Source organism: Paenibacillus sp. 7541, assembly GCF_002276395.1.
GTDB classification, from domain to species: domain Bacteria; phylum Bacillota; class Bacilli; order Paenibacillales; family Paenibacillaceae; genus Paenibacillus_AQ; species Paenibacillus_AQ campinasensis.
Genome location: NZ_NQLZ01000018.1, coordinates 67,898 through 91,975, shown reverse-complemented (window position 1 = coordinate 91,975; position 24,078 = coordinate 67,898). Strand labels below are relative to the sequence as shown.

Here is a 24,078-nt window from a genome sequence, read left to right as displayed (position 1 = left end):
TTAACACCGGAACAGGTTATTGAGCAGATTGCAGGGGCGTGCGGGATTGAGATCCAGCCCGATCCTCGTGGGCGATTTCGAAGGAAGCTCGATCGGTTTATCACGAAAATAAGACATATTCGATTCTAGCATTGTGAAGTGAGTCAAGGCTAATTGAAATCGTTGCTTACTGAACCCGTCTTTGGATTGTCCAAGGTCGGGTTTTTGCTGTGATATGTAGGGCAGCTCCAGGTGTGGACCGTTTAGCGATACTACCCCGCTTTAAATTCCAAAAATAGGTTGTAAGCGCATTATTATCTATCTTATAATGAGATTACATAAAATGATAGAAATAGAAGATGATACAGTCATCCAAGTGTCGATTAGCTTCAGGGTGCAGTGTGTGTAGGGAATTTGCAAGGCAATATTTCATTAAAGGAGCGATTGAAATGTTGAAACGAGGTAAACCGTTGTGCCTATTTCTGATGTTTACACTCCTCTTTGCTTTCGTGCCTGCTGGAAACGCCAATGCTGCACCTAACTGGAGTTTGGTCTGGAGTGACGAATTCAACGGAAATTCGCTGAACCCGGCCAACTGGACCGCCGAGATCGGAACTGGCAGTGGGGGCTGGGGCAACAACGAGCTGCAGTATTATACGAGTCGCCCTCAGAACCTGCAGGTGAGCGGCGGCAATCTGATCATTACAGCACAAAGGGAGTCATACGGAGGGATGAATTACACCTCTGCACGAATTAAAACCCAAGGACTGCAGAGCTTTACGTATGGCAAGATCGAAGCGAGAATTAAGCTGCCGTCCGGTCAGGGACTGTGGCCGGCATTCTGGATGCTTGGGGAGGATTTCAGCTCGGTAGGCTGGCCGTACTGTGGTGAGATCGATATTATGGAGCGGGTGAACAATAATCCGCATGTGAACGGAACGGTCCATTGGGATGCGAACGGTCATGCAGAGTACGGACGGACATCGGGGAATCTGGATTTCTCGCAATATCATACCTACAGTGTGGAATGGGACCCGAATTATATTCGCTGGTTCGTCGATGGGGTCCAATATAACGAGTTCTACATTGCGAATGGAACTGGGAACACGGAAGAGTTTCAAAGACCATTTTTTATTATTCTGAACTTGGCGGTAGGTGGCAATTGGCCAGGGAGCCCGAATGCATCGACACCATTCCCGGCTCAGATGCTGGTAGACTACGTACGCGTTTACCAGGATAGTAACCTGTCCAGTATTGTGAATGGTGGCGTGTATACTTTGGCGTCCAAAGCCAGCGGCAAAGTGCTGGACGTGGCTGAAGTGTCGACAGCAGATGGGGCGAAGATGCAGCAGTGGACGAATTTCAACAGCAACAACCAGCGTTTCAGATTAGAGAGTACGGGAGACGGCTACTACAAGCTGGTAGCGATGCACAGCGGGAAGGTGGTTGATGTGCCCAGCTCCAGCAGGAATAGTGGCGTGCAGCTCCAGCAGTGGACCGATAATGGCACCGATGCCCAGCGATGGCGAATCGTCTCTGTAGGCGGGGGATATTACAAACTGGTGTCCAAGGCGAGCGGACTGGTGATGGATGTGTCCGGGGCTTCCAGGGCTGATGGGGCAGCTGTACAGCAGTGGGAGGACAACGGATCCGATGCCCAGCTGTGGAAGTTTACGAGATTGAATTGAAACTTGCTGCTTGGGAAGATGAACGTCACTGCACCGTGGATAGAGAAACCCGGAAGTTTGAAGGGTTTCTCTTTTTTGCATGGACAGATGCAGAGTAGTATTTTACAAATAAATATACTATAGACATAATATTACATCTAAATTATACTTATAGTAAGCGCTTACAATCATAGATATATCTTTTACTTACCTTTACTAGCAACTAGTGTATCCCCCTACCATTTCCCGAAAGAGGTGATGCTTCCTATAGCTGCACGTGTCGCTGGGTTGTATTCCATTACAGAGGAGATGTGATGATGAAACGAACGCTCTCAAGGTATGTGTCGGCGATTCTGGCCTTCACTGTGGTGCTGTCCGCGGTTGGACTTCTGCTGCCGCCGGTGTCGCCCGTGTCCGCGGATGGTGACGGGACCACGGCCAGCATCGAGCAAATTTTGAGGAATCAGAGGCCGGACGGCGGTTGGCGGAAGGATTATTCTGTAACGAGCGGAGAGTGGGCAAAGTCCACAATAGACAATAAAGCAACCTATACGGAAATCAGAAGATTGGCAGCAGAATACACCAAAACGAGGGATAGCCGATATTCGGACGCAGCGGTAAGAGGGATCCACTTCCTCTTGAATATGCAGTATGCGAATGGCGGCTGGCCGCAAATTTATCAGGGCACAGGCTATCACCGCCATATTACGTACAATGATAATGCGATGATTAACGTGATGATGCTGCTGGATGATGTAGCCAATCGGAGGGGCGATTTCGCCTTTGTGAACACTTCTTTGGCGGATCAGAGTAGAGCAGCGGTTACTCGAGGAGTAGATTGTATATTACGAACCCAGGTCGTTGCAGGCGGCCGGTTGACTGCATGGGGACAGCAGCATGACTCTGTAAGTCTGGCGCCAGCGGGAGCGCGCTCCTATGAAGTGCCTTCCCTTACAGCAAGTGAAAGCACAGGCATTGTACGTTTTCTGAAAACAAGACCTCAAACCTCACAGATCAGAGCCTCCATTCAAGCCGCCGAAGCCTGGTTCCAGACGGTGAAGATCACGGGGATTCGTGTAGTGAAAACCAATGATGATGTCATCGTGGTTGAAGATCCGAGTGTAACCACGCCGATCTGGGCGAGGTTCTATGAAATTGGAACCAACCGACCTATCTTCGTCGGTCGTGACGGCATCGTAAAGTACAGGCTCAGTGAGATTGAGCAGGAACGGAGAACCGGCTACAGCTGGTACGGCAATTGGCCAGCGAGTCTTTTCTAGAATCTGAGGATACAGTGTAAGGGCATCGCTTGTTGCGGTGCTCTTTTGCTGCTGGGATGCGACTGCCTCTCCATGACAAGCATGTCGTAACAAACTGCCCAAACTGGAACAGCGAGAGCTCTTTTTCGAATGATTGCCGGATGTGTCCTGAATTCAGGTGAATTTCGTTCCTGCCGTTTTTGGCAATCCTCCATCTGCCGCATATGATGATTATAAAGGTCAGATAACGTCAAATAAAGGGGAGAGGGAATATGTTGGGGTGGACACCGTTTCGTAAACGTGGAGAAGAATCCATCGATCGGATGATCCCATCGTTTCAGGATGTTCTCGCTCAGGACTGGCTGTCCTCATTTCACGGTGCGGCGCTGTCCTTCAAGACAGACATCCAGGAGACGGAGAAGGCATACCGGATTGCTGTGGAGCTGCCTGGCTTTCCGAAGGAGGACATCGATATACGATATGAAGCGCCTTATTTGGTCATTCAAGCGGTCCGAAGTGAAGAAGCCACTATGGAGGACTCGAAGCATCATATCATCCGGAAAGAGCATCGCTTCGGAAAATATATGCGCAGATTGTATATGCCGGGCATTGATGAACACGGAATTGCTGCCTCCCTGAAGCGCGGGGTGTTGCAGCTTGAGGTGCCGAAGCTTGCACAATCCCGCGCCAAGCGTATTCAGATCCGCGACGACCATGGATCACGATGAACAGGGGGGCAAGCATTCGAGGCAGACAGAGCTGAAGAAGCGGGACTTGTCTATGGGGGAGCCGCTTCGAGCCCGGTCAGGCAGGCCGGTCTGTCTGATCCTGGATCATCTGTCCAGCATCATCGAAGCTTCGCCAACGGTGTGAAGCACCAGTTCAGTCAGTTGCTGGACCGTTAAGGCTTCTGCCGGGCGAACAAGCTGATGCATGTCGAGGTGAGCGGCCATTCGGGCTGTGGCATCAAAATGCCATTTCGTCAAACCGCTGCCCTCAAGAAACATATTGCGATAAGTATGGCGGTGCAGGAGAGGAAGACGCTCCAGCTTGTTCACCGGCCGAATGCTGACCTCGCCAGCATGAGCCTTCACAAGTTCAAATACACCTGCCAGCGGCAGGGCTTCATTGGTGAAGCGGGACGCCACCGGAACGGCGTATTTGGTCTCACGATCGAATAAAGGACGGTACTCGTCCGAGCTGAGCCCGAAGACATCGAGGCTTTCCTGCCACAATTTCTGTTGCGGATAGGCTGGCATCGCATACGGTTTATCCTGATCCCCCAGCTTGACGGCAATGACGTCATCGCTTAACAGATGACAGCCGCGCTGAAGCAGCGCTGACGCCAGTGTGGATTTGCCATGACCCGAATGGCCGACAAAGGCATACGCCTGTTGTCCGATAACCACCGCGCTACCGTGAAGGGGAAGGATTCTCCGCTGGAGCAGTGCGGCTCCCATGCAGGTTCCGAGGACATAGAGGCGAAGTTTATCCTCGTGATCCTCGTAAATGGCTTCCTCCGGGGAGATCCGGATGGAGGTACCATCTTCCACCGCGAAGACGGCAAGCCCGGGCACCCGGAACACGATGCGATGCGGGGAGCAATGGTAAGACTTGCGGCCGTCTGAATGAGCGGACCACATATCGCTAAGGTCGGCATATAGAACGGCTATATCGGCAGGACGGTTATGGGGAGATGGCTGCAGCTCAGGCAAGGGCAGCTCGCTTTGTATCGTTAAGCCGAAGGCCTGGTAGACCGGCTGCTTCAAGGCTGGGAACATCGCACTCACTCCATTTGTTTTATAGTGGAGAATAAAAAAAGTCAGCCCGTATACCCCGAGTGGTATAAGGGCTTTCTTTTTTTGGAGGATAATGTTTGTGAATTAGCTGTAGTGAACCACTTCATCCGGATCCGGCTGAACGGCATCCGGAAGAGAGCTCCCGGGACCAGCCATCGTCATTTTCATGTCCAGTACTTCCAAAGTAGGTGTGCTCCATTCCTTTTTCATATGGTTTCACCTCCTTATTAGAATATATCTATAGACAAGGCACAGAGCCTGACTATCTGTATTCAAAAGTTTTTCTTCAGAAATCGGTGCAGGATGATGCTGCGCATGAGCAATTTTATCGTCGGACTGTAGGCCTGGTTCGGTTCCAGCCCGTGACGAGCCTCGTCGAGCGCCGATTGGAACACCGGCATGTTGATGAATTGCTGCATACGGGAATCCTTGCTGATGTGATCAAGCTCATTCAGAAATTGTGGCCAGTCCTTGTTCATGCGCTGCACAGCATCGGCAGCCTGAATGCCTCTCGTTCGCTGGTTTAGGCGTATCGAGTCCGGAAGCAAGCCCTCAGTCGAGCGACGAATGAGTGCCCGGTCCATGCCGTTGCTGACGAATTGCTCGATCGGTGTGCCTAGACAGAAGCGGATGACTCGCAAGTCATTGGTCGGATCATGACTCCATACCGAGTAGCGAAGAGAGAGCTTGCAGTTGGTTGTCCCGGTCGTGCTCCAGACATTTACCCGGTTGAAATGCTGCTGCCGGGCTTCAAGGGGGTCTGGCGAGAGATCCGCCATGGAGCCGATGCCTGTAAATGCAGGGTCTTGAAGCTTCTCTTCAATTCCTGCTCTTCTGGCAAAATCGGGATTGATCAGTTGCGGAATCGCCGGGTGGGAAGCGGCGGGTTTCCATCGATCCAGCGCAGGAATGGCTTTGCGAACTAGAACGGAGATCAGCCGTCTGCGCCCGATATCTGCGTTCCTCCCATACTGACCCAGCTCCCGCGACAGCCGCAACCAGCGGAGCTTCTTGAACAGCCTGGCATAATAATCGAGCGCCGGGCCCCAGGATATGCTGTAATTACCTCGCGCTCCATTCAGCAGAATGCCGACCTTCTCTAGCTGAGCCTGCTCGTAAATTCCCCGCAGCCAGAATGTGTTGTCGAAAAACTTGTAGGGATGCTCTAGCGTATCCAGCCAGTCGTCGATTTCGGTAAAGGGATTTTTGTCGTGAAAACTCAAGTACTGGTCGTTAATATTTCCGACATATTGAACCGTCTGCCTGATCAGCGGGCTCTCATCGGCGAGTCTTCGCTTGGGCGTCCAATCGACAAAGCCATCTGCAGGAACGTAGCTGTAGGTATGCAATGTCCGATTCTCCTTCTGCAGCGCCCGGGCTGCCAGGCTGACAACAGAGCCAGAGTCCAGGCCGCCGCTAAGGTGAGCGCCGACATTCAGGCGGGTCCGGCGTAATCTGGAGGTGACAGCGGTGTGAAACACCTCCCGAAAGGCTTCAACGTACTCTTCTGTGCTGCCAAGCTTTAATGGCTGAATATCCGACAGGCTATTGTAACGTTGGATGGACAGTTTCCGGTCCTGCACCTTGAACGTATGGGAAGGCGGAAGCTGGTAGATTGATCCATAGATCGTCCTTGAAAGATCTGGCGGTTCGAACACGCCGCTAATGGCCAGAAACTCGGCCAGCCAACATTCATTAAGCTTTCTATGTATATAGGGAAGGGAGAGCAGCGGGCTTATCATCGTGCTGAAGGCCATCTGCTCGGCATCATGATAGTAATACAACGTTCGGGCCCCCGAGAAATCTCTGGCTCCAAACAGCAGCTGTTGCTGTTCGTCCCAGATAACAAACGCAAAATCCCCAACCAGCCGCTCCGGCGTTCGTTCTGCCCACGCTTCATACGCCAGCAGAATGATTTCGCTGTCGGTCAAGTGAGCTCTCTTCCCGGGCGGGACTTGCAGCAGCTCCATAAGCTCATCACGATTGTCAATAATGGCATCTGCGGTAATCGCAAGGCCGCGACGGGCGTCATAGAACGGGAGTTGTTCATGATGGGATTGGACCGTCACCCACTGCGCATGATTGCCCAGCATAATATGGTCCTTATGCCATACATCGGTTCGATCAGCGGGGTACTTCCCCAGCGCGCCCATGATGCGATGAATATCCTCGGAAGGAATCGGTTCCCTGCAGCCACGATAAATACCGGCAATTGCACTCATTGTCTGCTCCTCCGTTTAGGACTCCATTCCTGTCTCATCTACTTCGATACAAAATGTATCTACCCAATTATATAATGTGTATACGTAATGTAGCAACAGCTAATTTTGGTTTTAGGTATTCGTGACAGTGTTATGGGCATTATTGCTTAGGCTGGATGGACGCCTTTTCCTTTGCAGAGAACAGCAGTTCACAGCATAGATATGCAAGCAGAATGCCCAGTCCGTCATTTACCACATCATATATTCGTCCTCCGCGGAAGAAGAAGAGCTGGAGAACCTCGGTGAAGGCCGCGTAGACGAGGCACCACAGGAAGGCCGATCGTATTTTGCCGAAGTTGGATGCCAGGAGAGCAAGGATGAAGAAACCGATGAAGTGTCCTATTTTGCGTATGATCCATCCCACCTCGGACCAATACAAATCCAGCCTGAGCAGCTCTGACCAATCCGGAGACGGATTAAAGCGGAAGTTGATGATGTGGTAACGGATGAGCAGGTTAAAGTTCAGGGAGCAGGTAAATATGAGCAGGACAGCAGCCCATATCACAGTTAACAACATTCGCATGGCACGGCTCCTTTATGAAAACGCTTCTATAATATAGATGTTCACCGATGAGAAGATTTTCGATACATTATGTATCCATTGGGATAGTATATTATATCAGCTTGGCGTTAGTTTCAATAGCGTAATCGTTCGAAATTTCATAAATGGGTGTGATCCGAGCAGCAGAGTAGGCAGATGAATGAACCCATTTCTTCACCATTGACTACTATGTAGGAAGGAGGGATGAGGAATGTCCGATAAGCTCACAGACAATTTGAGGATGAATATAGGGTCAAAGGCTGATCCGCTAGAGCCGGAGGAGCTTAATTCCAATTTCATGAAGATCGATGAATCGCTGAAGGATCAGGGCGTTAATGTCAAATGGTTCGGTGCGGTTGGGGATGGGATAACGGATGACACGGCGGCCTTTCAGGCGGCGATGCAAGCTTGCGACAAGAGATACCGCTTGTTTATCCCGGCCGGGGACTACCTGGTTCGGCAGACGATCGAGAATCATAGCCGGGGGATTTTCGGGGTGGCCTCCTATGTGGATGGTGCCCAGGCGGGCAGCAGAATCATCTGGGATCCGGAGGATAAAGAAGCTGACTTGCTTCCGTGCATACGAATCCAGGATGCTGGCATCCATGCGGTCTTTGAGGACTTCACCGTGTCTGGAAAGACAAGCTATACGCCCAAGAACCTGGCAAATTGGGTCGACAAGGAGCGGTTTGAACAAGGGCTGTATGAGATGTTCTCCCCGGGTCCGGCGGGGATCGAAATCGCAGGCAGAGCTCAACCGATATTCCGAAACATCCGCACGCTAGGCGTGAAAGTCGGACAGCTGCTAAACAGCACCAACGGACATATCTATTCGTATGACTGCAACTGGGGAGGGCTTGTTGGCGTCTACTGCCGGATCAACTCCGGGGATTATCTGTATCAAGGCGGCATGATTACAGGAGCGTTCTGCGGAATCCTGCTCGGTACGATTCTGCATGCAGGTCATCGCGGCGGAATCGAAGTGAATTTGCATCGAGTGCATATGGGGTTTGCGCCTTATGGAATATATCAATGTATTGATGGCGGTGTGGACGACTATAACCGTGCTCCTTCGGTATTGGGACTGAGGGGCATATTCACAAACGCCCAGTTTGAGCAGTGCGGAGAAGCGGCGATTAAACTGCTGACCAAGTCGCTTACCTCCAATTTGAGGATGTTCGGCTTCGGGTTCTCATGGTCTGTTCTGGACTACCCTCCCGAACATTCGGGCTGGGCTTATCCGTTGCCGGATACATTGAAGCCCCGGGAGGAGAAGCAGCAGTATGCTGCATGGTTTGGCACGGTTCAGGCTCCGGTCACCATCAGTGAGCATCTGGGAAAACTGCGGAGATCGTCTGCTCCGGGTGCGAGAGGCACCGCGTTTATCGATACACTGACCGGGTATCAGGCCTCGGATCTTTCCGGACTCGAAATGGCAGATGTCGTTATTCGGCGAAAAGTTTCATCGATATACCGTAACGAGGACTTGCATACCCGCATGATGGAAAGGGAGCATCGTGCTCTAATGCCTGTCTCGTCGCCCAATCTGCTTCGAAATCCGGAGGTGCTGTCCAATTGGACAGCCACGAATGGCGCTTCGCTCAGTCTGGTGCGGGCGGATCAAGTGCCCGTGCCGATCAGCAACGAGATGAAACAGATTTTAGGTTCAGACCCGGTCATTCTGAAGGTAACGCCGGACGGCGATAGGTCGCCGACGTTAAGTATTAAATTTAACGCAGACAGACTGCCTTATCGGGGGGATGCGGGCCGGAACTTGGCGATGCAATATTTTATTCTGGAAACAGAATATGAGACCCCTCCTTACTATAAAACGATTGGACGTATCAGCGGGGAAAACCACGAGTATATCTTCAACGACGCTTCCAGTTGGCAAAATAAAGAGTGGAAGCATCAGCGGGGGAGGGAGATCGCGAGCAAAACCGGCCTTCTCTACGACTTCAGCATCGGATTTATTCCCAAATCAGGCGACACTTATATTGCCGGGGTTATGGTCACCTGGGACCATATCGGCTCCTACTCGCCTTATCCGCATAGTTATATGACGAGTTCACTCGAGATTGGCGGTCAAGGCAGCGGGGTGATTCTAACCGATTCGGTCACTCAGGAGCGATACTTGTTATCCATGGCGAACGGCAATATTCAGATTACGAAAATGAATTGAAGCTATCCCCCAGTACCATAGTGATAACAAGGGCTTTTCTTATTTGTGCAATCTGCGGTTTCGTTAATCCTTGATTAACGAGGCCGTATTTTTTTGGGGCAAAATCCAAGACGAGTAAGCGTTAACAAGCGGTATGGCTAGGGGAATCGTTGCTACGAAATGTGTCGTCGCTTATGAAAAGTCATGAAAATTACCGTTGACATGATACAATCTGTATCGTAAATTATGGGATATGAACTATACAAATCGTAGCAATTTGGGATTGAGGATTGTGCGAGTATGAAAAGTCACGGGTTTCAGTGGACTCCAAAACAAGCATGATTAGGAATCTACATTAAGCGCGGGGGGTTGCGAACAGATGGAGCTTAAGCATTATTTTCGGGTGATTCAGAAGCGATGGTGGATCATCGCAGTCATTGTGATCGTAGCCATGGCGGCGGCAGGGATCAAAAGTTTCTATTTTACGACACCGGTATATTCCGCAAATGCCAAGCTGATTGTGAACCAGTCCTCAGGCGACGGACTCAACACCAGCACGATCCAGACCAGCATATTTCTCATTAACTCGTACAAGGAAATTATCAAGTCCTCGGCAGTGATGAACAAGGTAGTTGAGCAGTATCCCGAGTTAGGAGAAAGCTCGGCGAGTCTGGCAGCGAAGGTGTCGGTCTCGGCTGCTAACAATTCGCAAGTTATGAACCTGATGTACCAGGACATCTCCTATGAGAAGGCCGCCAATGTGGTCAATGCCGTATCGATGGTGTTTAAGGAGCAGATCCCTCATATCATGAATGTCGATAACATCACGATTTTGAGCGAGGCAGATACGAGCATATCCCCCGCCCCTATTAACTTTAACCCTTTGATGAACATATTGATTAGCTTCGTGGTGTCATTTCTGCTGGCGATCGGTTTTGTGTTTCTTCTCGACTATCTGGACGACACGCTCAAGACGGAAGAAGAGATTACTAGACTCATGGATGTCCCAGTGCTCGCCGTGGTGGGCCGCATCTCCAAAGGCGACATGAAGAAACCGAAGCCGCCGAAGGCCATGAAACAGCAAAAGGTAGGTGAAAACCAGTATGCGCCGCTCAATCAATAGCAACAGTCTCGTTGTTTCTCTGAACCCGAAGTCCCCTATCTCCGAAGTCTATCGCTTGCTTCGTGCTAAAATTCCGTTCTTCTCCAAAGATCAAGACCTGAAAACGGTAATGGTGACATCCTCCCAGCCCGGGGAAGGAAAAACGACCACCATTAGCAACCTAGCCGTTACGTATGCCCAAGAGGGCAAGAAGGTGCTGCTGGTCGATGCGGATATGCGAAAACCTTCCCTTCACAAAATGTTCTCCATGATAAACCACCGCGGCTTGAGCACTTTGTTGTCGGGCCACAGCAATATACAGGACTCCATTGCGGAGACAGATATTAGCAACCTGTACCTTCTTCCCTCCGGGCCGGTTCCTTCGAATCCGTCCGAGCTTATCGACTCCCCGGGGATGCGTGAGCTCCTGACGCAATTGAAGGAGGATTATGACGTGATTCTTGTCGATACGCCAGCGATGTTGTCGGTTTCGGACAGCACGATCGTCAGTCCGCTATGCGATGGCGTTATCATCGTGGCCGCAGCCGGAAAAGTGCAGAAGCATAATCTGAGGAAAGCGAAGGAACAGCTGGATCACGTCAATGCCCGCCTATTGGGGATCGTGCTGAATCGTGCGCAATAACGCGCCATAAATAGATGCCCGTCAGGATCAGGCCTGCCTTAGACAACAATCCGGAATGGGAAGGAAGGCGCCTTCGGCAAGCTTGAATCAGGTAATGTCTACTGCACCTTTATCACTGTAGGCACTCGGTTACGCTGTGGGTCTTGATCGGACCTTAGACATGATTGTCGAGGGTGTAATGTGAGGATGGGTTGAATGCCCTATGGTCTTATAGAAGGCTTAGCTATGTTTTTTTCAGCGGAAGAGCATATAGCTAAGCCCTTCTGATTCACCATCACAATGATTTTGGCATGTAAAAAAATAAAAAGAGTTGGAGAGTGAAGAAATGAAGAAAGTGAAAAAAGCCATTATACCCGCAGCGGGACTCGGAACACGTTTTCTGCCAGCGACAAAAGCCATGCCGAAAGAAATGCTTCCGATCGTGGATAAGCCGACGATTCAGTACATTGTTGAAGAAGCGGTTGCCTCCGGTATCGAGGATATCATCATTGTGACAGGCAAGGGCAAGCGCTCCATCGAGGATCATTTTGATCATGCATTTGAACTGGAACATAACTTGTTCAGTAAAGGGAAGTTTGATCTTCTTGATGAGGTGCGCCGCTCTTCCGACGTGGATATTCATTACATAAGACAGAAGGAAGCGCGAGGTCTTGGACATGCTGTGTGGTGTGCGCGCAACTTTATAGGGGACGAACCGTTTGCAGTGCTTCTTGGGGACGATATTGTGAAGTCCGAAGTGCCTTGCATCCAGCAGCTGGCAGAGCAGTTCGAACAGGTTCAGAGATCGGTGATCGGGGTGCAGACGGTTTCTGAAGACCAGACCCACCGTTACGGGATTATCTCCCCGCTGGAAAAGATCGACCGCTTATATAAGGTGGACTATTTTATCGAGAAGCCCCCGAAAGGCCACGCGCCTTCAAGGTTGGCGATTATGGGCAGGTATATATTAACGCCGGAAATCTTTGATTTCTTGGAACGGCAGGAGGAAGGCGCCGGTGGAGAAATTCAGCTGACCGATGCGATCCAGAGGCTGAATGAGCGCGACGGGGTATACGCCTATGATTTCGAGGGAACCCGCCATGATGTCGGCGAGAAGCTCGGCTTCATTATGACGACCCTGGATTTTGCACTTCAGTACGAGGAGCTTCGAACACCGCTGTTGCAAGGCATGGAGACGATTCTTGAACGCGAGAAAATCCAAAACAAAACGCTGATGAGGTGAACGAAAGGATGTATCCTAATCCGCAACGAAACGAAGTCGATGTCGTTTTCAAAAGCGCCCCGGAATATGCCAAGGCGGCATTGGAAGAGCGAGATTCCAAAGCTTCGTATCTGGTGATCAAACGGATCATGGATGTTATGCTCGCGCTCATCGGGCTGGTGCTGTTGTCTCCGCTCTTTATCCTTGTTGCCCTGCTTATTAAAATGGAGGACCCGAAAGGGTCCATTTTCTTTTACCAGACACGCATTGGCAAGAACGAGCGGCCGTTTCGGATGTACAAATTCCGTTCGATGGTGTCCAACGCAGAGGAACTGCTGGAGAAGCTGCTGGATCAGAATGAAGTGGGCGGCGCCATGTTCAAGATGAAAGAGGACCCTCGCATTACGAAGATCGGAAAATTCATTCGCAAAACCAGCATTGATGAACTCCCTCAGCTGTGGAATGTGGTGCGCGGGGATATGTCGCTCGTAGGACCGCGGCCGGCATTGCCGCGAGAGGTGATGCAGTATACGAGCTATGACAAACAGCGCTTAAGCGTCAGCCCGGGGTGCACGGGCTTATGGCAGGTCAGCGGACGCAACAATCTCAGTTTTCAGGAAATGCTGGAGCTGGACCTGGAGTACATTGAGCGAAGAAATTTGTGGCTGGATATCAAGGTGATGCTGCGTACCGTCAAAGTGATGGTATTCCCGAACTCAGCCTACTAAATGGAGTTGTGTAGAACATGAATATGACAATAAGCGTGATCATTCCGACGTATCACCGGGTTGAGGCACTCATGAACTGTATGGATGGTCTTCTGGAGCAAAGCCGATACCCTGATGAAATCATTTTTGTCGTAAGAAGCACGGATGACGATACGCTTCAAGCGCTGTCGCTGCGAAACCTGCCGAATCAAACCATCGCCCTTGTGGAGAAGTCAGGTCTGATTCATGCATTGAACACAGGGGTTCAGCACAGCACCGGAGCGATTGTTGTGCTGACTGATGATGATACGATTCCTCATTCCGATTGGCTGGAGAAGATTGAGCAGCACTATATACAGCGTCCCGAGGTCGGTGGAGTCGGGGGGCGCGATATTGTCCATTTGCGCGGGGAGCCCATTCCGGCCCAGAGGCAGGAGGTTGGCGTCATTAAGCCGTACGGCCGGATCATAGGCAATCATCATGTCGGACTCGGAGGCGTTCGGGAGGTAGACATTCTGAAGGGCGCCAATATGAGCTACCGAAGAGCGGCCATTGAGGGCCTCAGGTTTGACGAAAATTTAAAAGGCACCGGGGCGCAGGTCCATAATGAGCTGGAATTCAGCCTATCGGTGAAGAAACAGGGCTGGAAGCTGATTTACGATCCGGAAGTGTGCGTGGATCATTATCCGGCGGAGCGGTTTGATGAAGACAAGCGCAATGCTTTTAACGAAACCGCCTTTCTGAATATGTCGCATAACGAAACCTACTCCCTGCTGAAGCACTTAAGCGGAGCTCGAAGAATTCTGTATGTTCTGTGGATCATCATCGTTGGCAGCAAGTCTTCCCCTGGTCTTCTGCAGTGCATTCGAATGCTGCCTTCGCAGAAGGGCACGGCGTTCAAGAAGGCATGGCTCGCCTTAAAAGGCAGATGGGGAGGATGGAGAACATGGAGAGGCTCTTTGGATTAGGCGCTTTCAAGTCTCGCCTTGGAAGATGGGCCGAGATGGTGCTCATCTTGGCGGGGATTGTCATTCTCGGCGTAATGGTAGGCTTGGCCAGCTCTATAGGCTCGCTTCACATGCGCATGCTGGAATTTACTCTCCTGCTCCTCAGTATGCTGATGGCGCTATATCTCTGCTTGAACCGACCTCACATGCTCATTTCCTATACCTTGCTGCTATGGGTCATCAGCCCGGAGATCAGGCGGCTGCTGGATTGGTCGTTTCAATCGTACACCGACCTTTCCATCATCATTCTCATTCCCTATTGTGTCAGCCTGGTGATGATTATGCCTGTTGCCAAGCATATTAAGCGGCTGGATCCGAAGATTAGCCTGGTGCTGAAAATTTTATGCGCCGCATTAGCCTACGGATTCTGCCTGGGGTTTCTGAAATATGGGTTCTCCTCTGTCTATGATCTATTAAATTATACGGTGCCGTTTCTGGTCATGATCTACGTGATTGTTACGCCATTTAGCAGCGAGGTGCGAGACAGGTGGCTGAAATGGTTCTCATTCCTTGCCGTGATAGTCGGGGCATACGGCATATATCAATATCTGGCACTGCCGCCCTGGGATGAATTCTGGATGATATCCTCCGAGATGAACTCCATAGGTCAGCCAGAGCCTCAGAAATTCCGGCTGTTCTCATTGCTGAATTCTCCGGGGCCTGCGGGTGTGTTTCTGGCCGCTGCCTTGGCGCTGATGACAGTGCAAAGGAAATGGCGCGCTTTTGGCATGGTGGGTATCCTGATCGTCGCCTTTGCGCTGCTGTTGACCTTGGTCCGCGTGGGCTGGATTGCATATGTCATTATGATCGCAGCGTATTTCCTTCGGTCGCAGCTGAAAAGCAAACTGCAGCTGTTACTATTAGGTGCCCTGATCGTGATGGCTTATCAATTGTTGCTTCCTCTGCTGCCAGGGGCGGGCGAAGTCTCCTCGCGAATCGAAACCTTCGGCTCGCTGGATGAGGATCATTCCTTCAACGAAAGACTGGTGTTCTCCACCCATATCATGTCGATGGTTATGGGGAATCCGGTCGGCATGGGACTGGGAAGCTCCGGCCTGGGAGCCAAGCTTGCTCAAAGCGACAATGTGGTCAAGGTGTTCGATAACGGTTATTTGAATCTGTTCTATACCTTTGGCCTGCCGTTTGGCCTGGCCCTGATTTCTGTCGTGATATTTCTGTTTATCCATGGCTTCAAAGCCAGCAAGAGCGAGAAAAAGTTCTCGCCGATTTCGTTTGCAGGGAGCAGCGCCCTGCTCTTTCTCCTGCTAGGCAGCAACGTGCTGCTGGGTTTTAGCGGATTTATTCTGCTATGGATCACCGCCCTTGGCTTTATTCCAAAGCCGGAGATCCAGGATGGGGGATGAGTATGTCTGTTGAAAGAGGTAAGCCGATGAAAATCTGTTTTGTGACACATAAAGTGAAAAAAGGCGATGGGCAGGGGCGAGTCAACTATGAGGTCATCATCGAGGCCCTTCGTCAAGGGCATGAGATTATCGTTATCTCGTCCGAATTATCGGAAGATCTGAGATCTGACCCCAGGGTGGAATGGGTTCAGATTCATGTGCGAAGGGTGCCAACATTCCTGTTAAGATACCAGGCCTTCGCCATATGGTCTGCAATCTCGCTGTGGATTCGCCGGAGTCGCATCGATCTGGTGGTCGTTAACGGATTCATTACCTATGCTGGATCGGACATTAATTGCATTCATTTTGTACATAGTGCATGGGTGAAATCCAAGTACCATCCGTTTCGGGAGCGGAAAACGATACACAGCCTGTACCAACTGGTATACAACAGTCTGAACGCTTTTCTGGAGCGGATCTTCCTGAGAAGAACAAGGCACATTATAGCGGTTTCGGAGCAGGTCAAGCAGGAGCTTGTGCAGGATGCGGGTATCGCAGCCGACCGGATTACGGTGGTGCCAAACGGCGTGGATCTGAACGAATTTTATCCGAGATCTGTTAACCGTGCTGACTTTCAGCTTGAAGAGAACAGGATATATGCTCTATTCGCGGGCGATCTCAAGTCCAAAAGAAAAAATCTGGACACCGTGCTCAAGGCGCTCGCCGAGGTTCCGGATATTCATTTGCTCGTCCTGGGCGATGTAGATAAGAGCCCTTATCCGAAGCTGGCGGAGCAGCTCGGATTAAACGAACGTGTTGTTTTTCTCGGCTATAGGAAGGATATTGCGGACATTATGTCCCTTTCCGACCTGTTTGTTTTTCCCTCAAGGTATGAGCCGTTCTCCCTTGTCATCCTGGAGGCGATGGCGACGGGCTTGCCGGTGATTACGAGCAGCAGATGCGGGGTTGTGGAGCTGTTGTCCGAAGACGCGGCGGTTGTAATGGACGATCCCGAAGACACGCAGGCGCTGGTAAGCGCACTTCGGGAACTGGTTAACAACCATGAGCGCATCCAGCTTATGGCGCAAAAAGCGAGGGAGGATGCTGGACGGAACTCCTGGGGGAGGATGTCGATTCAATATTTAAGTTTGTTTCAAGAAACCTCTAGGGTGAAATTCCATACCAGTAAACAGACCTGAAGGGACAGAATAAAATGGCGATCACAAATTTGATGAAGCTGAGAAGAAGCGGAGGCAGTCTAGCCAATGTACTGCAGGTATTTGCCTCCAATATATTCATCCTTGGACTTAATGTAGGGACGGGCGTGATCATCGCCAGGTTTCTCGGGCCCGAAGGGCGGGGGGAACAAGCCGCGATGATCATGTGGCCCTCGTTCCTGGCCTATTGCCTTACGCTGGGCATCCCGGCAGCCCTTGTCTATTACATGAAGAAGAAGGGCGAGGATCAGGCTTCTCTCTACATGACTTCCTTGTATTTGAGCGTGATTCTGGGCTTCGTGGCGATGGGTGTGGGAGCCGTGCTGATCCCGTTCTGGATGAAGGACTACTCCCAGGAGGTTATCAGCTTTGCAGTCTGGGCGCTCATCATGTCGCCGATTACGATGATCGGTACGATCAATACCGCGGCACTTCAGTCGCGGGAGGAGTATCATCTCTACAATCTGACCAGATATTTGCCGGTGGTGGGCACCTTGCTAATCCTGTGCGGCCTGGTTGTGACAGGAAGCATCAACCCGTTCTATACGTCGGTGGCGTATCTGTTCCCTGTACTTCCGGTCACGGCATGGATTACGTTCAAGCTTGTTTCGGAGTACAAGATCAGACAGAAGAACAAGGTGAAATCCGGCAAAACGCTTTTGAGCTATGGTGTGCGCTCCTATGGCACGGATGTGGCCGGGACGTTATCCGGATATATTGACCAAATTCTAGTTGTCGGCTTGCTGTCGCCAAGCAGCCTCGGTCTTTATGTTGTATCCCTGAATCTTGCCAAAATATTAAGAACGCTTCAGGGCGCGGTCACCTCGGTGCTGTTCCCGAAAGCCTCGGGTCTTGAGCGCGAGGAAGCGTTGAAGCTGACGTTTAAAGTGTTCCGGATCAGCACGATCGTTACATTGATTGTCGGCGCAGGTGTTTTTATCATAGCTCCGTATCTGCTGGTGATCTTGTATGGGAAATCCTTTGTCGAGGCGATCGGCATATTTCGGATACTGCTCTTCCAAACGGCGATCACGAGCGTATGCTGGATACTCTCTCAAGGCTTCATGTCGATCGGAAGGCCGGGAACGGTAACCATCATTCGGGCGACAACACTGGGCCTCAATGTTGTATTCATGAATGTGCTTATCCCGCGGTTAGGCGTACAAGGCGCAGCGATCTCTTTATTGACTACGGCGCTGATCGAACTGATGGTCATATTTCTGCTGTATACGTTCAAACATCGTGTGGAGCTTCGCCACTGGATGTTCTCCAAAAGTGATGTTGTCTGGCTGATCGACCGGGTACGGAGGCAGAAAGAGCGCGGCAGTGCCGCGATGTAACCATGGAGAAGAGGAGAAAAAAGCGGAGAGAGCCATAAGGAGGGGAACCTTTGCATATCTTGCACATTGCGAATCATGTAAAGCAGTCAGGAAACGGGATTGTGAATGTGATGATTGACGTGGCCTGCGAGCAGGCCATGCTCGGGCATCGCGTGGCTGTGGCTTCGGAAGGCGGGGAATACATAGAGCTGCTGAAGCGGCATCAAGTCGAACATTACAGGTTGGATCAAACGAGAAAGCCGTGGCAATTGCTGCAGGCTTTTTTTCATTTTCGGCGCATTACCAAACAGTTTCAGCCTGATGTCATCCATGCCCACATGATGACGGGCGCGCTCCTTTCACGGTATCTGAGGGGATTTCGGAAATACAAGATCGTAACGCATGTTCATAATGAATTCCAGAAGAGTGCGGACTTTATGAAGGTGGGCGACACCGTCATCGCCGTAAGCCAGGCGGTGGCTGAGTCGATGGCGAGGCGCGGCATTGAGGAGGAGAAGCTGCGGGTCGTGCTTAATGGAACGATCGGCAGCAGAAGGAGTGAAGATCTGGAGGCCGTGCAGCTTAAAGGCCGCTCCATCGTGACGGTGGCCGGACTTAACGAGCGGAAGGGCATCGCCGATTTAATCGAGGCGTTTGAGATCGTATCGGCGCGATGCCCGGATTCGGAGCTGTATATTGTGGGCGATGGACCGGAAAGTGAACGGTTTAAACAGCAGGCTGCCCAGTCGGCGAGCCGGCACAAAATTCACTTTGAAGGATTTCAAACCGATCCGAAGCGGTATATGAGTTCGTCCGATGTATTCGTTCTGGCCTCGCATAAGGACCCGTTTCCTCTCGTTCTGCTGGAGGCGAGGGAGTCAGGCTGTGCCATCGTGGCCACGGAGGTGGACGGGATACCGGAGGCGCTGGACTTTGGACAGTCAGGAATGCTGGTTCCCCCACAGTCGCCGGATAAGCTGGCAGAGGCGCTGATTACCATGTTAAGCGATGAAGAGTTGCGTCAAGAATACAAGCGCTCTGCCCAGCAGGGGCTGGATTTCTATAGGGTCGAGCGGGTTGCAAAAGAAACGCTGCGCATTTATGAGGAACTGCTGGTCCGTGAGAACCGTTTAGTCAATTCCGAGCAAGGATGAGTGATTGAAGCTTTGGAAGCTTCACCATTAAGCAATTGGAGTGAATCCGATGAAAGTAGCAATGATTGCCAATACGGATCATAACTTGAATTCCGGCGTATCCGGAACGAGGCTTGCCATTGCAGATGCATTAAGGAACTTGGGGGTCCATGTGGACACCTATTTTATGGATGACTTAAAAGTGTTTCAGGGCGGCATTCTCGACAAATTGATATTCCCCTGGAGACTCGCTTCCAAACGGTCGAAATGGCGGGCGTATGATGTGCTTGATATCGCTTCGGGCGACAGCTGGGTACTGTCTTATTTCCATAAACGTCCGGCGATTGTCGCAAGCAGTCATGGTCTTGAGCATTTGGCGCATGAGGAAGTGTTGGAGGAGAACCGGCTGGGTCATTTGAAGCTGAGCAACAAGTATTTTGTCTATTGGGGAGGCTACCGCATCTGGGAGGTATCCCAGTCCATTAAAAGGGCGGACTACTCGATTGTCCTGAATTCCCAGGACGAGGGCTTCGTCCAGCATCAGTTAGACAAGGACTTGAGGCAAGTGAAGGCGGTGTTTAATGGCATCCCGGATTACTTGTTGAACCCGCCATTGGATGAGATGGGGATGGAGAATACGTCCGTCATTCGAATCGCACAGGTGGGCAGCTACATTCATCGAAAAGGCATTATGTATAGCACCCAAGCGCTGGGAGAGATTCTCGCCCGGTATCCGAATGTCGAGGTGGCTTTTATGGGAACCGGATGCGAGGAGGAGAGGGTGCTGTCTGATTTTGACGCTGAGGTGCGGCATCGGGTCACGGTTATCCGGTCGTATAGCCATCGCGACCTCCCGAATTTATTAAAGGGGTACCACATTAAGCTGTTTCCTACCTTGTCCGAAGGGTTCGGCAAGACGCTAATCGAGTGCATGGCATGCGGGCTGGCTCCTGTGACGACGGATACCGCGGGTCCAGGCGACATTGTAACCGATGGCGAGGATGGACTTCTCATCCCTAAACGCAGCGTGGCGCATATGGTACTGGCATTGGAAAAGCTGATCAATCACCCGGAGCTTCTGACGAAGCTGCGATATAACGCCTATCATACGGCGCAGAGCTTCACTTGGGATAATGCTGCCAGAGCCCGCTTGGCATGTTATCAAATGGCTGTTAACTACAGGGCCCAGCCTGCCCAAACTTATGGAGGAAAGAGAGATAACCATGAATGTGCTATCGACCGGAATGGGATGGATTGATATTCAGCATGGCGGATTGAACCGGTATTTTGCCGATTATGCAAAAGCGATGAAGGAATACGGCCATCAAGGGCTGGGACTAGTAGTAGCCCCCAAGGGAGCCGAGCTGCCGAAGGAACACAATATTCATAACGCCACGGGCGAGCTTGAGGCCAGCCACTTTCTCCCGCGCATGAGGTCGGTTCAAAGGCACACGGTCCAAGCGATTCGCAGCTTTCAGCCCGATGTGTTCAACCCGCATTTTGCCTTTTATACCACGATGGTGACACGGCAGCATATTCCTGCTCATATCCCGATCGTTACCCATTTCCACGGGCCGTGGGCGATGGAGTCCAGGGTGGAGGAGAAGGCCAGGGCCGGGGTGGTTAAAGGTGCGAAGTACTGGGTGAAAAAACAGGTGGAACAGCTGACCTACCGCCGCTCAGACGGATTTATTGTGCTCAGCGAATACTTCCGCGACATATTGACGGAAACCTATGGTGTGGAGCCGAGCAAGGTTCACATCATCCCGGGTGCTGTGGATCATCAGCTGTTCCGTCCGCATACGGATCGTGACCAGTTGAGGACTGAGCTTGGCATCAAGCCTGGGCAGCCGGTGCTGTTCTGCATACGGAGGCTGGTGAAGCGGATGGGGATCGACCGGCTGATTCAGGCCATGGTTGAAGTGGTCCGCCATCATCCCGGCACGCAGCTGTGGATTGGCGGAGACGGGCCGATGCGCGCTGAATACGAGACCTTGATCCGGCAGCTGGGACTGTCCGCGAACGTCGAGCTGCTTGGAAGAATTTCGAACGAAGAGCTGGTCAGGCGCTATCAGGCTGCGGATATCAGCATCGTCCCCACGCTTACCCTTGAGGGATTCGGCCTGATTACCGTAGAGTCGCTTGCTTGCGGAACGCCTGTGCTGGGGACGCCATACGGCGGGACAAGGGAAATCCTGCACCAGATTTCGGATGAGCTGATGTTTCAAGACGGCACTTCAGAGTCAATTGGCCGGAAGATTATCGACGTGCTCAATCAGGAGTCGTTCCTTCCGTCCCGGGAAGCATGCCGGGAATTCGTATTGCAGAAGTACACCTGGAGCCGGGTGGCTGAAGCGGTGACCGAGGTGTTCAAGGAAGAAGTTGATAAGAGGAAGGTATTCCGATCATGAAAATAGCCTTCTATAACCATACAAGCACGATCAGCGGTGCAGAGATTAGCCTGCTGCTGACAGCCAAACATATGACCGAGGCCAGTCCGGTCCTGTTCGCCCCGGAAGGCGAGCTGCTGGCGAAGGCGCGAAGCTATGGCATCGAGGTCTGTCCGCTTCCGAGCTTCCGGGCCAGAATGACCCGCAACCCGGTAATGCTGGCCGTTTATGCGGCAGGGACCTGGTGGGCGGGCTGGAAGCTGGCCCGGACGATAAGAAGAAGCGGAGTCGATCTGATTCACGCGAACTCGATTAGGGCCGGCATAATGGCCAGCCTATTTCGTTGGTATCACCGGCTGCCGGTGGTATGGCATATCCGAGATATGCCGCCCCAAGGGGTGATCGGGCGGGTCGTCGGGCGAATGGCCGGCACGGCCCAGGCGCTGATCGGCATTTCCGAGCCGGTCATTCAAGGCATATCGCATGCGGCGCCCGTAGACAGGGTCCATCTCGTGCACAATGGCGTCGAGCTCCGAGCGGTTGATCCTAGCCGGAGGCGGGAGATCGGGGACAGGATCCGCAAGCAGCTTCAAACCCCGCCGGATGCGGAGGTGCTGGCGATCATTGGTCAGATCGCGCCGTGGAAACGGCAGGAGGATGCGCTTGAGGCCTTGTCCAGGCTAGTTCGGGAGGGGCGTAACGCCGTCTTGTGGATTGTTGGAGAGGCCAAATTCCGGCAGGAGAACGAGCGCTACCTCGCCAAGCTGAAAGCGAAGACACGTGCGCTGGGACTTGAGGAGCGGGTGGTATTTACTGGGTTTAGAGAAGATATATTGGAGATCTGCTGCGGAGCGGATCTCCTTTTATTATGCTCGGACAACGAGCCGTTTGGCAGGGTCATCATCGAGGCCATGTCCCAGGGAACACCGGTCGTAGCGTCACGCGGCGGAGGCGTGCCCGAGATTATAGAGCACAACGAAAGCGGCTTGATGTATGACAGCGGGAGCCACGAGCTTGTTCATTGCATTCGGCGGGTGCTGGATGACGAGACACTGTGGCTGAAGCTGAGCCAGAACGGACAAGAAAGAGCAGAAGCCATGTTCTCCATTACAGAGACATCCCGCAAGGTGGAGCGGATTTACCATCAGCTGCTGAATAGCTCCAGCGCTCCGGCCATGGATCGCCAGCAGGCAAAGGAGATGATGTAATGCAGAAACTGAAAGTGGCGATTGTCCACGATTATCTCAATCAGATGGGGGGCGCCGAAAGGGTGGTGGCCGTGCTGCACAAGATGTTCCCTGAGGCGCCCATCTATACGACGATTATCGACCGGGACAAACTGATGCCCGAATTGCAGGACGCTGTCATTCACACGACGTGGATGCAGCGCATCCCGGGAATTCTGCACAGGTTCAAACTGTTCTTCTGGCTGTATCCTTTCGCGGTAGGGTCGATGAGGCTGAAGGGGTACGATCTTATTCTCAGCTCCAGCAGCGCTTATGCCAAAGGCGTACGCAAGGAACGGGGAGCGCTGCATGTATGCTACTGCCATAGCCCGATGCGTTTTGCATGGAACTTCGAGTCCTATATGGAAGGCGTCCAGGTTCCTGGCGCTTTGAAGCGGATCGCCAAATGGCTGACGCTCCCGCTGCAAGCCTGGGATCGGCGCAATTCCAGACAGGTGGATCGCTTGATTGCTAACTCCACGGCTGTGAAAGAGCGAATCCGGCAGTGGTACGGCATGAATGCCCCGATTATTTTTCCTCCCGTCGAAATCCGCCGCTTCGGTATCTCCGATGAGGCGCCGGAGGATTACTTCCTCGTTGTGTCCCGCCTGGTGTCCTACAAGCGAATCGATCTGGCTGTCGAGGCCTGCACGAAACTGGGGCACAAGCTGATTGTAATCGGCGATGGCCCTGACCGGGCTAGACTGGAACAACGGGCAGGAGAGGGTGTCGTCTTCCTCGGAAGAAGAAGCGATGAGGAGGTTGTGGGCTATATGCAGCGCTGCAAGGCACTCATTTTCCCCGGGATTGAGGATTTCGGAATCACGCCGCTGGAAGTGAATGCATGCGGCAGGCCGATCGTTGCTTACCGCGAAGGTGGAGCGCTGGACACGGTGCTGGCCGGGCAGACGGGGCTGTTCTTTGAGGCGCAAACCGTCGATTCGCTGGCTGACGTCCTCAGCCGCTTTGATGAATATGAATGGAATCCATCAAGGATTCGTGAGCATGCCGAGAAGTTCGGTGAGGAAGTATTCATGGAGCAGCTGTACTCAAGCATTGACCGGCTGCTCCAGTCCAAAGAAAGAGAAGCGAAGATTACGCAAGCGGAGGGGAGCTGGTAAGC

General features: G+C 52.0%; 21 protein-coding genes. 17 read left to right on the top strand and 4 right to left on the bottom strand.

What is annotated here, in order from left to right; all coding sequences use genetic code 11:
• Positions 1-428: 428 nt before the first annotated feature.
• From CHH75_RS12505 to CHH75_RS12495, 3 genes are all read left to right on the top strand, one after another.
• On the top strand, positions 429-1,667 hold the full coding sequence (locus CHH75_RS12505; RefSeq protein ID WP_095398316.1) for an RICIN domain-containing protein: 1,239 nt from the start codon (positions 429-431) through the stop codon (positions 1,665-1,667).
• A 293-nt stretch (positions 1,668-1,960) separates the two neighbouring features.
• A complete protein-coding gene (gene pelA, locus CHH75_RS12500; RefSeq protein ID WP_095398315.1) occupies positions 1,961-2,926 on the top strand; it encodes a pectate lyase in 966 nt (321 codons plus the stop codon).
• Between the two features lie 251 nt (positions 2,927-3,177).
• Positions 3,178-3,633: an Hsp20/alpha crystallin family protein gene (locus tag CHH75_RS12495; protein WP_095398314.1), complete on the top strand. Its 456-nt coding sequence runs from the start codon at positions 3,178-3,180 to the stop codon at positions 3,631-3,633.
• 105 nt (positions 3,634-3,738) lie between these two features.
• On the opposite strand, the gene CHH75_RS12490 is transcribed toward CHH75_RS12495, so the two are convergent.
• From CHH75_RS12490 to CHH75_RS12480, 4 genes are all read right to left on the bottom strand, one after another.
• A complete protein-coding gene (locus CHH75_RS12490) occupies positions 3,739-4,686 on the bottom strand; it encodes a phosphoenolpyruvate carboxykinase (ATP) (RefSeq protein ID WP_095398313.1) in 948 nt (315 codons plus the stop codon).
• A 102-nt stretch (positions 4,687-4,788) separates the two neighbouring features.
• Positions 4,789-4,914 carry a paeninodin family lasso peptide gene (locus CHH75_RS24645; protein ID WP_141235837.1) on the bottom strand — a complete coding sequence of 42 codons (126 nt, stop codon included), beginning with the start codon at positions 4,912-4,914 and terminating at the stop codon, positions 4,789-4,791.
• 62 nt (positions 4,915-4,976) lie between these two features.
• Complete coding sequence (locus tag CHH75_RS12485; RefSeq protein ID WP_095398312.1) at positions 4,977-6,926, bottom strand: asparagine synthase-related protein; 1,950 nt, start codon at positions 6,924-6,926, stop codon at positions 4,977-4,979.
• A 139-nt stretch (positions 6,927-7,065) separates the two neighbouring features.
• The gene (locus tag CHH75_RS12480; RefSeq protein WP_095264255.1) at positions 7,066-7,488 is read right to left on the bottom strand and encodes a VanZ family protein; all 423 of its coding nucleotides are present in this window, start codon (positions 7,486-7,488) and stop codon (positions 7,066-7,068) included.
• 229 nt (positions 7,489-7,717) lie between these two features.
• On the opposite strand from CHH75_RS12480, the gene CHH75_RS12475 reads away from it, so the two are divergent.
• From CHH75_RS12475 to CHH75_RS12410, 14 genes are all read left to right on the top strand, one after another.
• Positions 7,718-9,688, top strand: coding sequence for a glycosyl hydrolase family 28-related protein (locus tag CHH75_RS12475; protein ID WP_095398311.1), 1,971 nt, complete (start codon positions 7,718-7,720; stop codon positions 9,686-9,688).
• Positions 9,689-10,046: 358 nt separating this feature from the next.
• Entirely contained in the window at positions 10,047-10,790 is a 744-nt protein-coding gene (locus CHH75_RS12470) for a YveK family protein (protein ID WP_095398310.1), read from the top strand.
• Complete coding sequence (locus tag CHH75_RS12465; protein ID WP_425320432.1) at positions 10,759-11,412, top strand: CpsD/CapB family tyrosine-protein kinase; 654 nt, start codon at positions 10,759-10,761, stop codon at positions 11,410-11,412. The genes CHH75_RS12470 and CHH75_RS12465 overlap by 32 nt, the downstream gene beginning before the upstream one ends.
• Positions 11,413-11,737: 325 nt before the next feature.
• Positions 11,738-12,634, top strand: coding sequence for a UTP--glucose-1-phosphate uridylyltransferase GalU (gene galU / locus CHH75_RS12460; protein ID WP_095264259.1), 897 nt, complete (start codon positions 11,738-11,740; stop codon positions 12,632-12,634).
• An 8-nt stretch (positions 12,635-12,642) separates the two neighbouring features.
• On the top strand, positions 12,643-13,341 hold the full coding sequence (locus CHH75_RS12455) for a sugar transferase (RefSeq protein ID WP_095398309.1): 699 nt from the start codon (positions 12,643-12,645) through the stop codon (positions 13,339-13,341).
• 17 nt (positions 13,342-13,358) lie between these two features.
• Positions 13,359-14,288 (top strand): glycosyltransferase family 2 protein, encoded by a 930-nt coding sequence (locus tag CHH75_RS12450; RefSeq protein WP_255223026.1) that lies wholly within the window; start codon positions 13,359-13,361, stop codon positions 14,286-14,288.
• The gene (locus tag CHH75_RS12445; RefSeq protein WP_176475548.1) at positions 14,267-15,691 is read left to right on the top strand and encodes an O-antigen ligase family protein; all 1,425 of its coding nucleotides are present in this window, start codon (positions 14,267-14,269) and stop codon (positions 15,689-15,691) included. Before CHH75_RS12450 ends, CHH75_RS12445 begins: the two co-directional genes overlap by 22 nt.
• 26 nt (positions 15,692-15,717) lie before the next feature.
• Positions 15,718-16,869 (top strand): glycosyltransferase family 4 protein, encoded by a 1,152-nt coding sequence (locus CHH75_RS12440; RefSeq protein WP_176475547.1) that lies wholly within the window; start codon positions 15,718-15,720, stop codon positions 16,867-16,869.
• 32 nt (positions 16,870-16,901) lie between these two features.
• Positions 16,902-18,227, top strand: a complete 1,326-nt coding sequence (locus CHH75_RS12435; RefSeq protein WP_176475546.1) for a lipopolysaccharide biosynthesis protein — start codon at positions 16,902-16,904, stop codon at positions 18,225-18,227.
• Positions 18,228-18,277: 50 nt separating this feature from the next.
• Positions 18,278-19,360, top strand: coding sequence for a glycosyltransferase family 4 protein (locus CHH75_RS12430; protein ID WP_095398306.1), 1,083 nt, complete (start codon positions 18,278-18,280; stop codon positions 19,358-19,360).
• A gap of 49 nt (positions 19,361-19,409) precedes the next feature.
• Entirely contained in the window at positions 19,410-20,597 is a 1,188-nt protein-coding gene (locus tag CHH75_RS12425; protein WP_095264265.1) for a glycosyltransferase family 4 protein, read from the top strand.
• Complete coding sequence (locus tag CHH75_RS12420; protein ID WP_244908108.1) at positions 20,584-21,750, top strand: glycosyltransferase family 4 protein; 1,167 nt, start codon at positions 20,584-20,586, stop codon at positions 21,748-21,750. Before CHH75_RS12425 ends, CHH75_RS12420 begins: the two co-directional genes overlap by 14 nt.
• Positions 21,747-22,937 carry a glycosyltransferase family 4 protein gene (locus CHH75_RS12415; RefSeq protein ID WP_095398305.1) on the top strand — a complete coding sequence of 397 codons (1,191 nt, stop codon included), beginning with the start codon at positions 21,747-21,749 and terminating at the stop codon, positions 22,935-22,937. Before CHH75_RS12420 ends, CHH75_RS12415 begins: the two co-directional genes overlap by 4 nt.
• A complete protein-coding gene (locus tag CHH75_RS12410) occupies positions 22,937-24,076 on the top strand; it encodes a glycosyltransferase (protein WP_095398304.1) in 1,140 nt (379 codons plus the stop codon). The genes CHH75_RS12415 and CHH75_RS12410 overlap by 1 nt, the downstream gene beginning before the upstream one ends.
• The last annotated feature ends 2 nt before the right edge of the window (positions 24,077-24,078 follow it).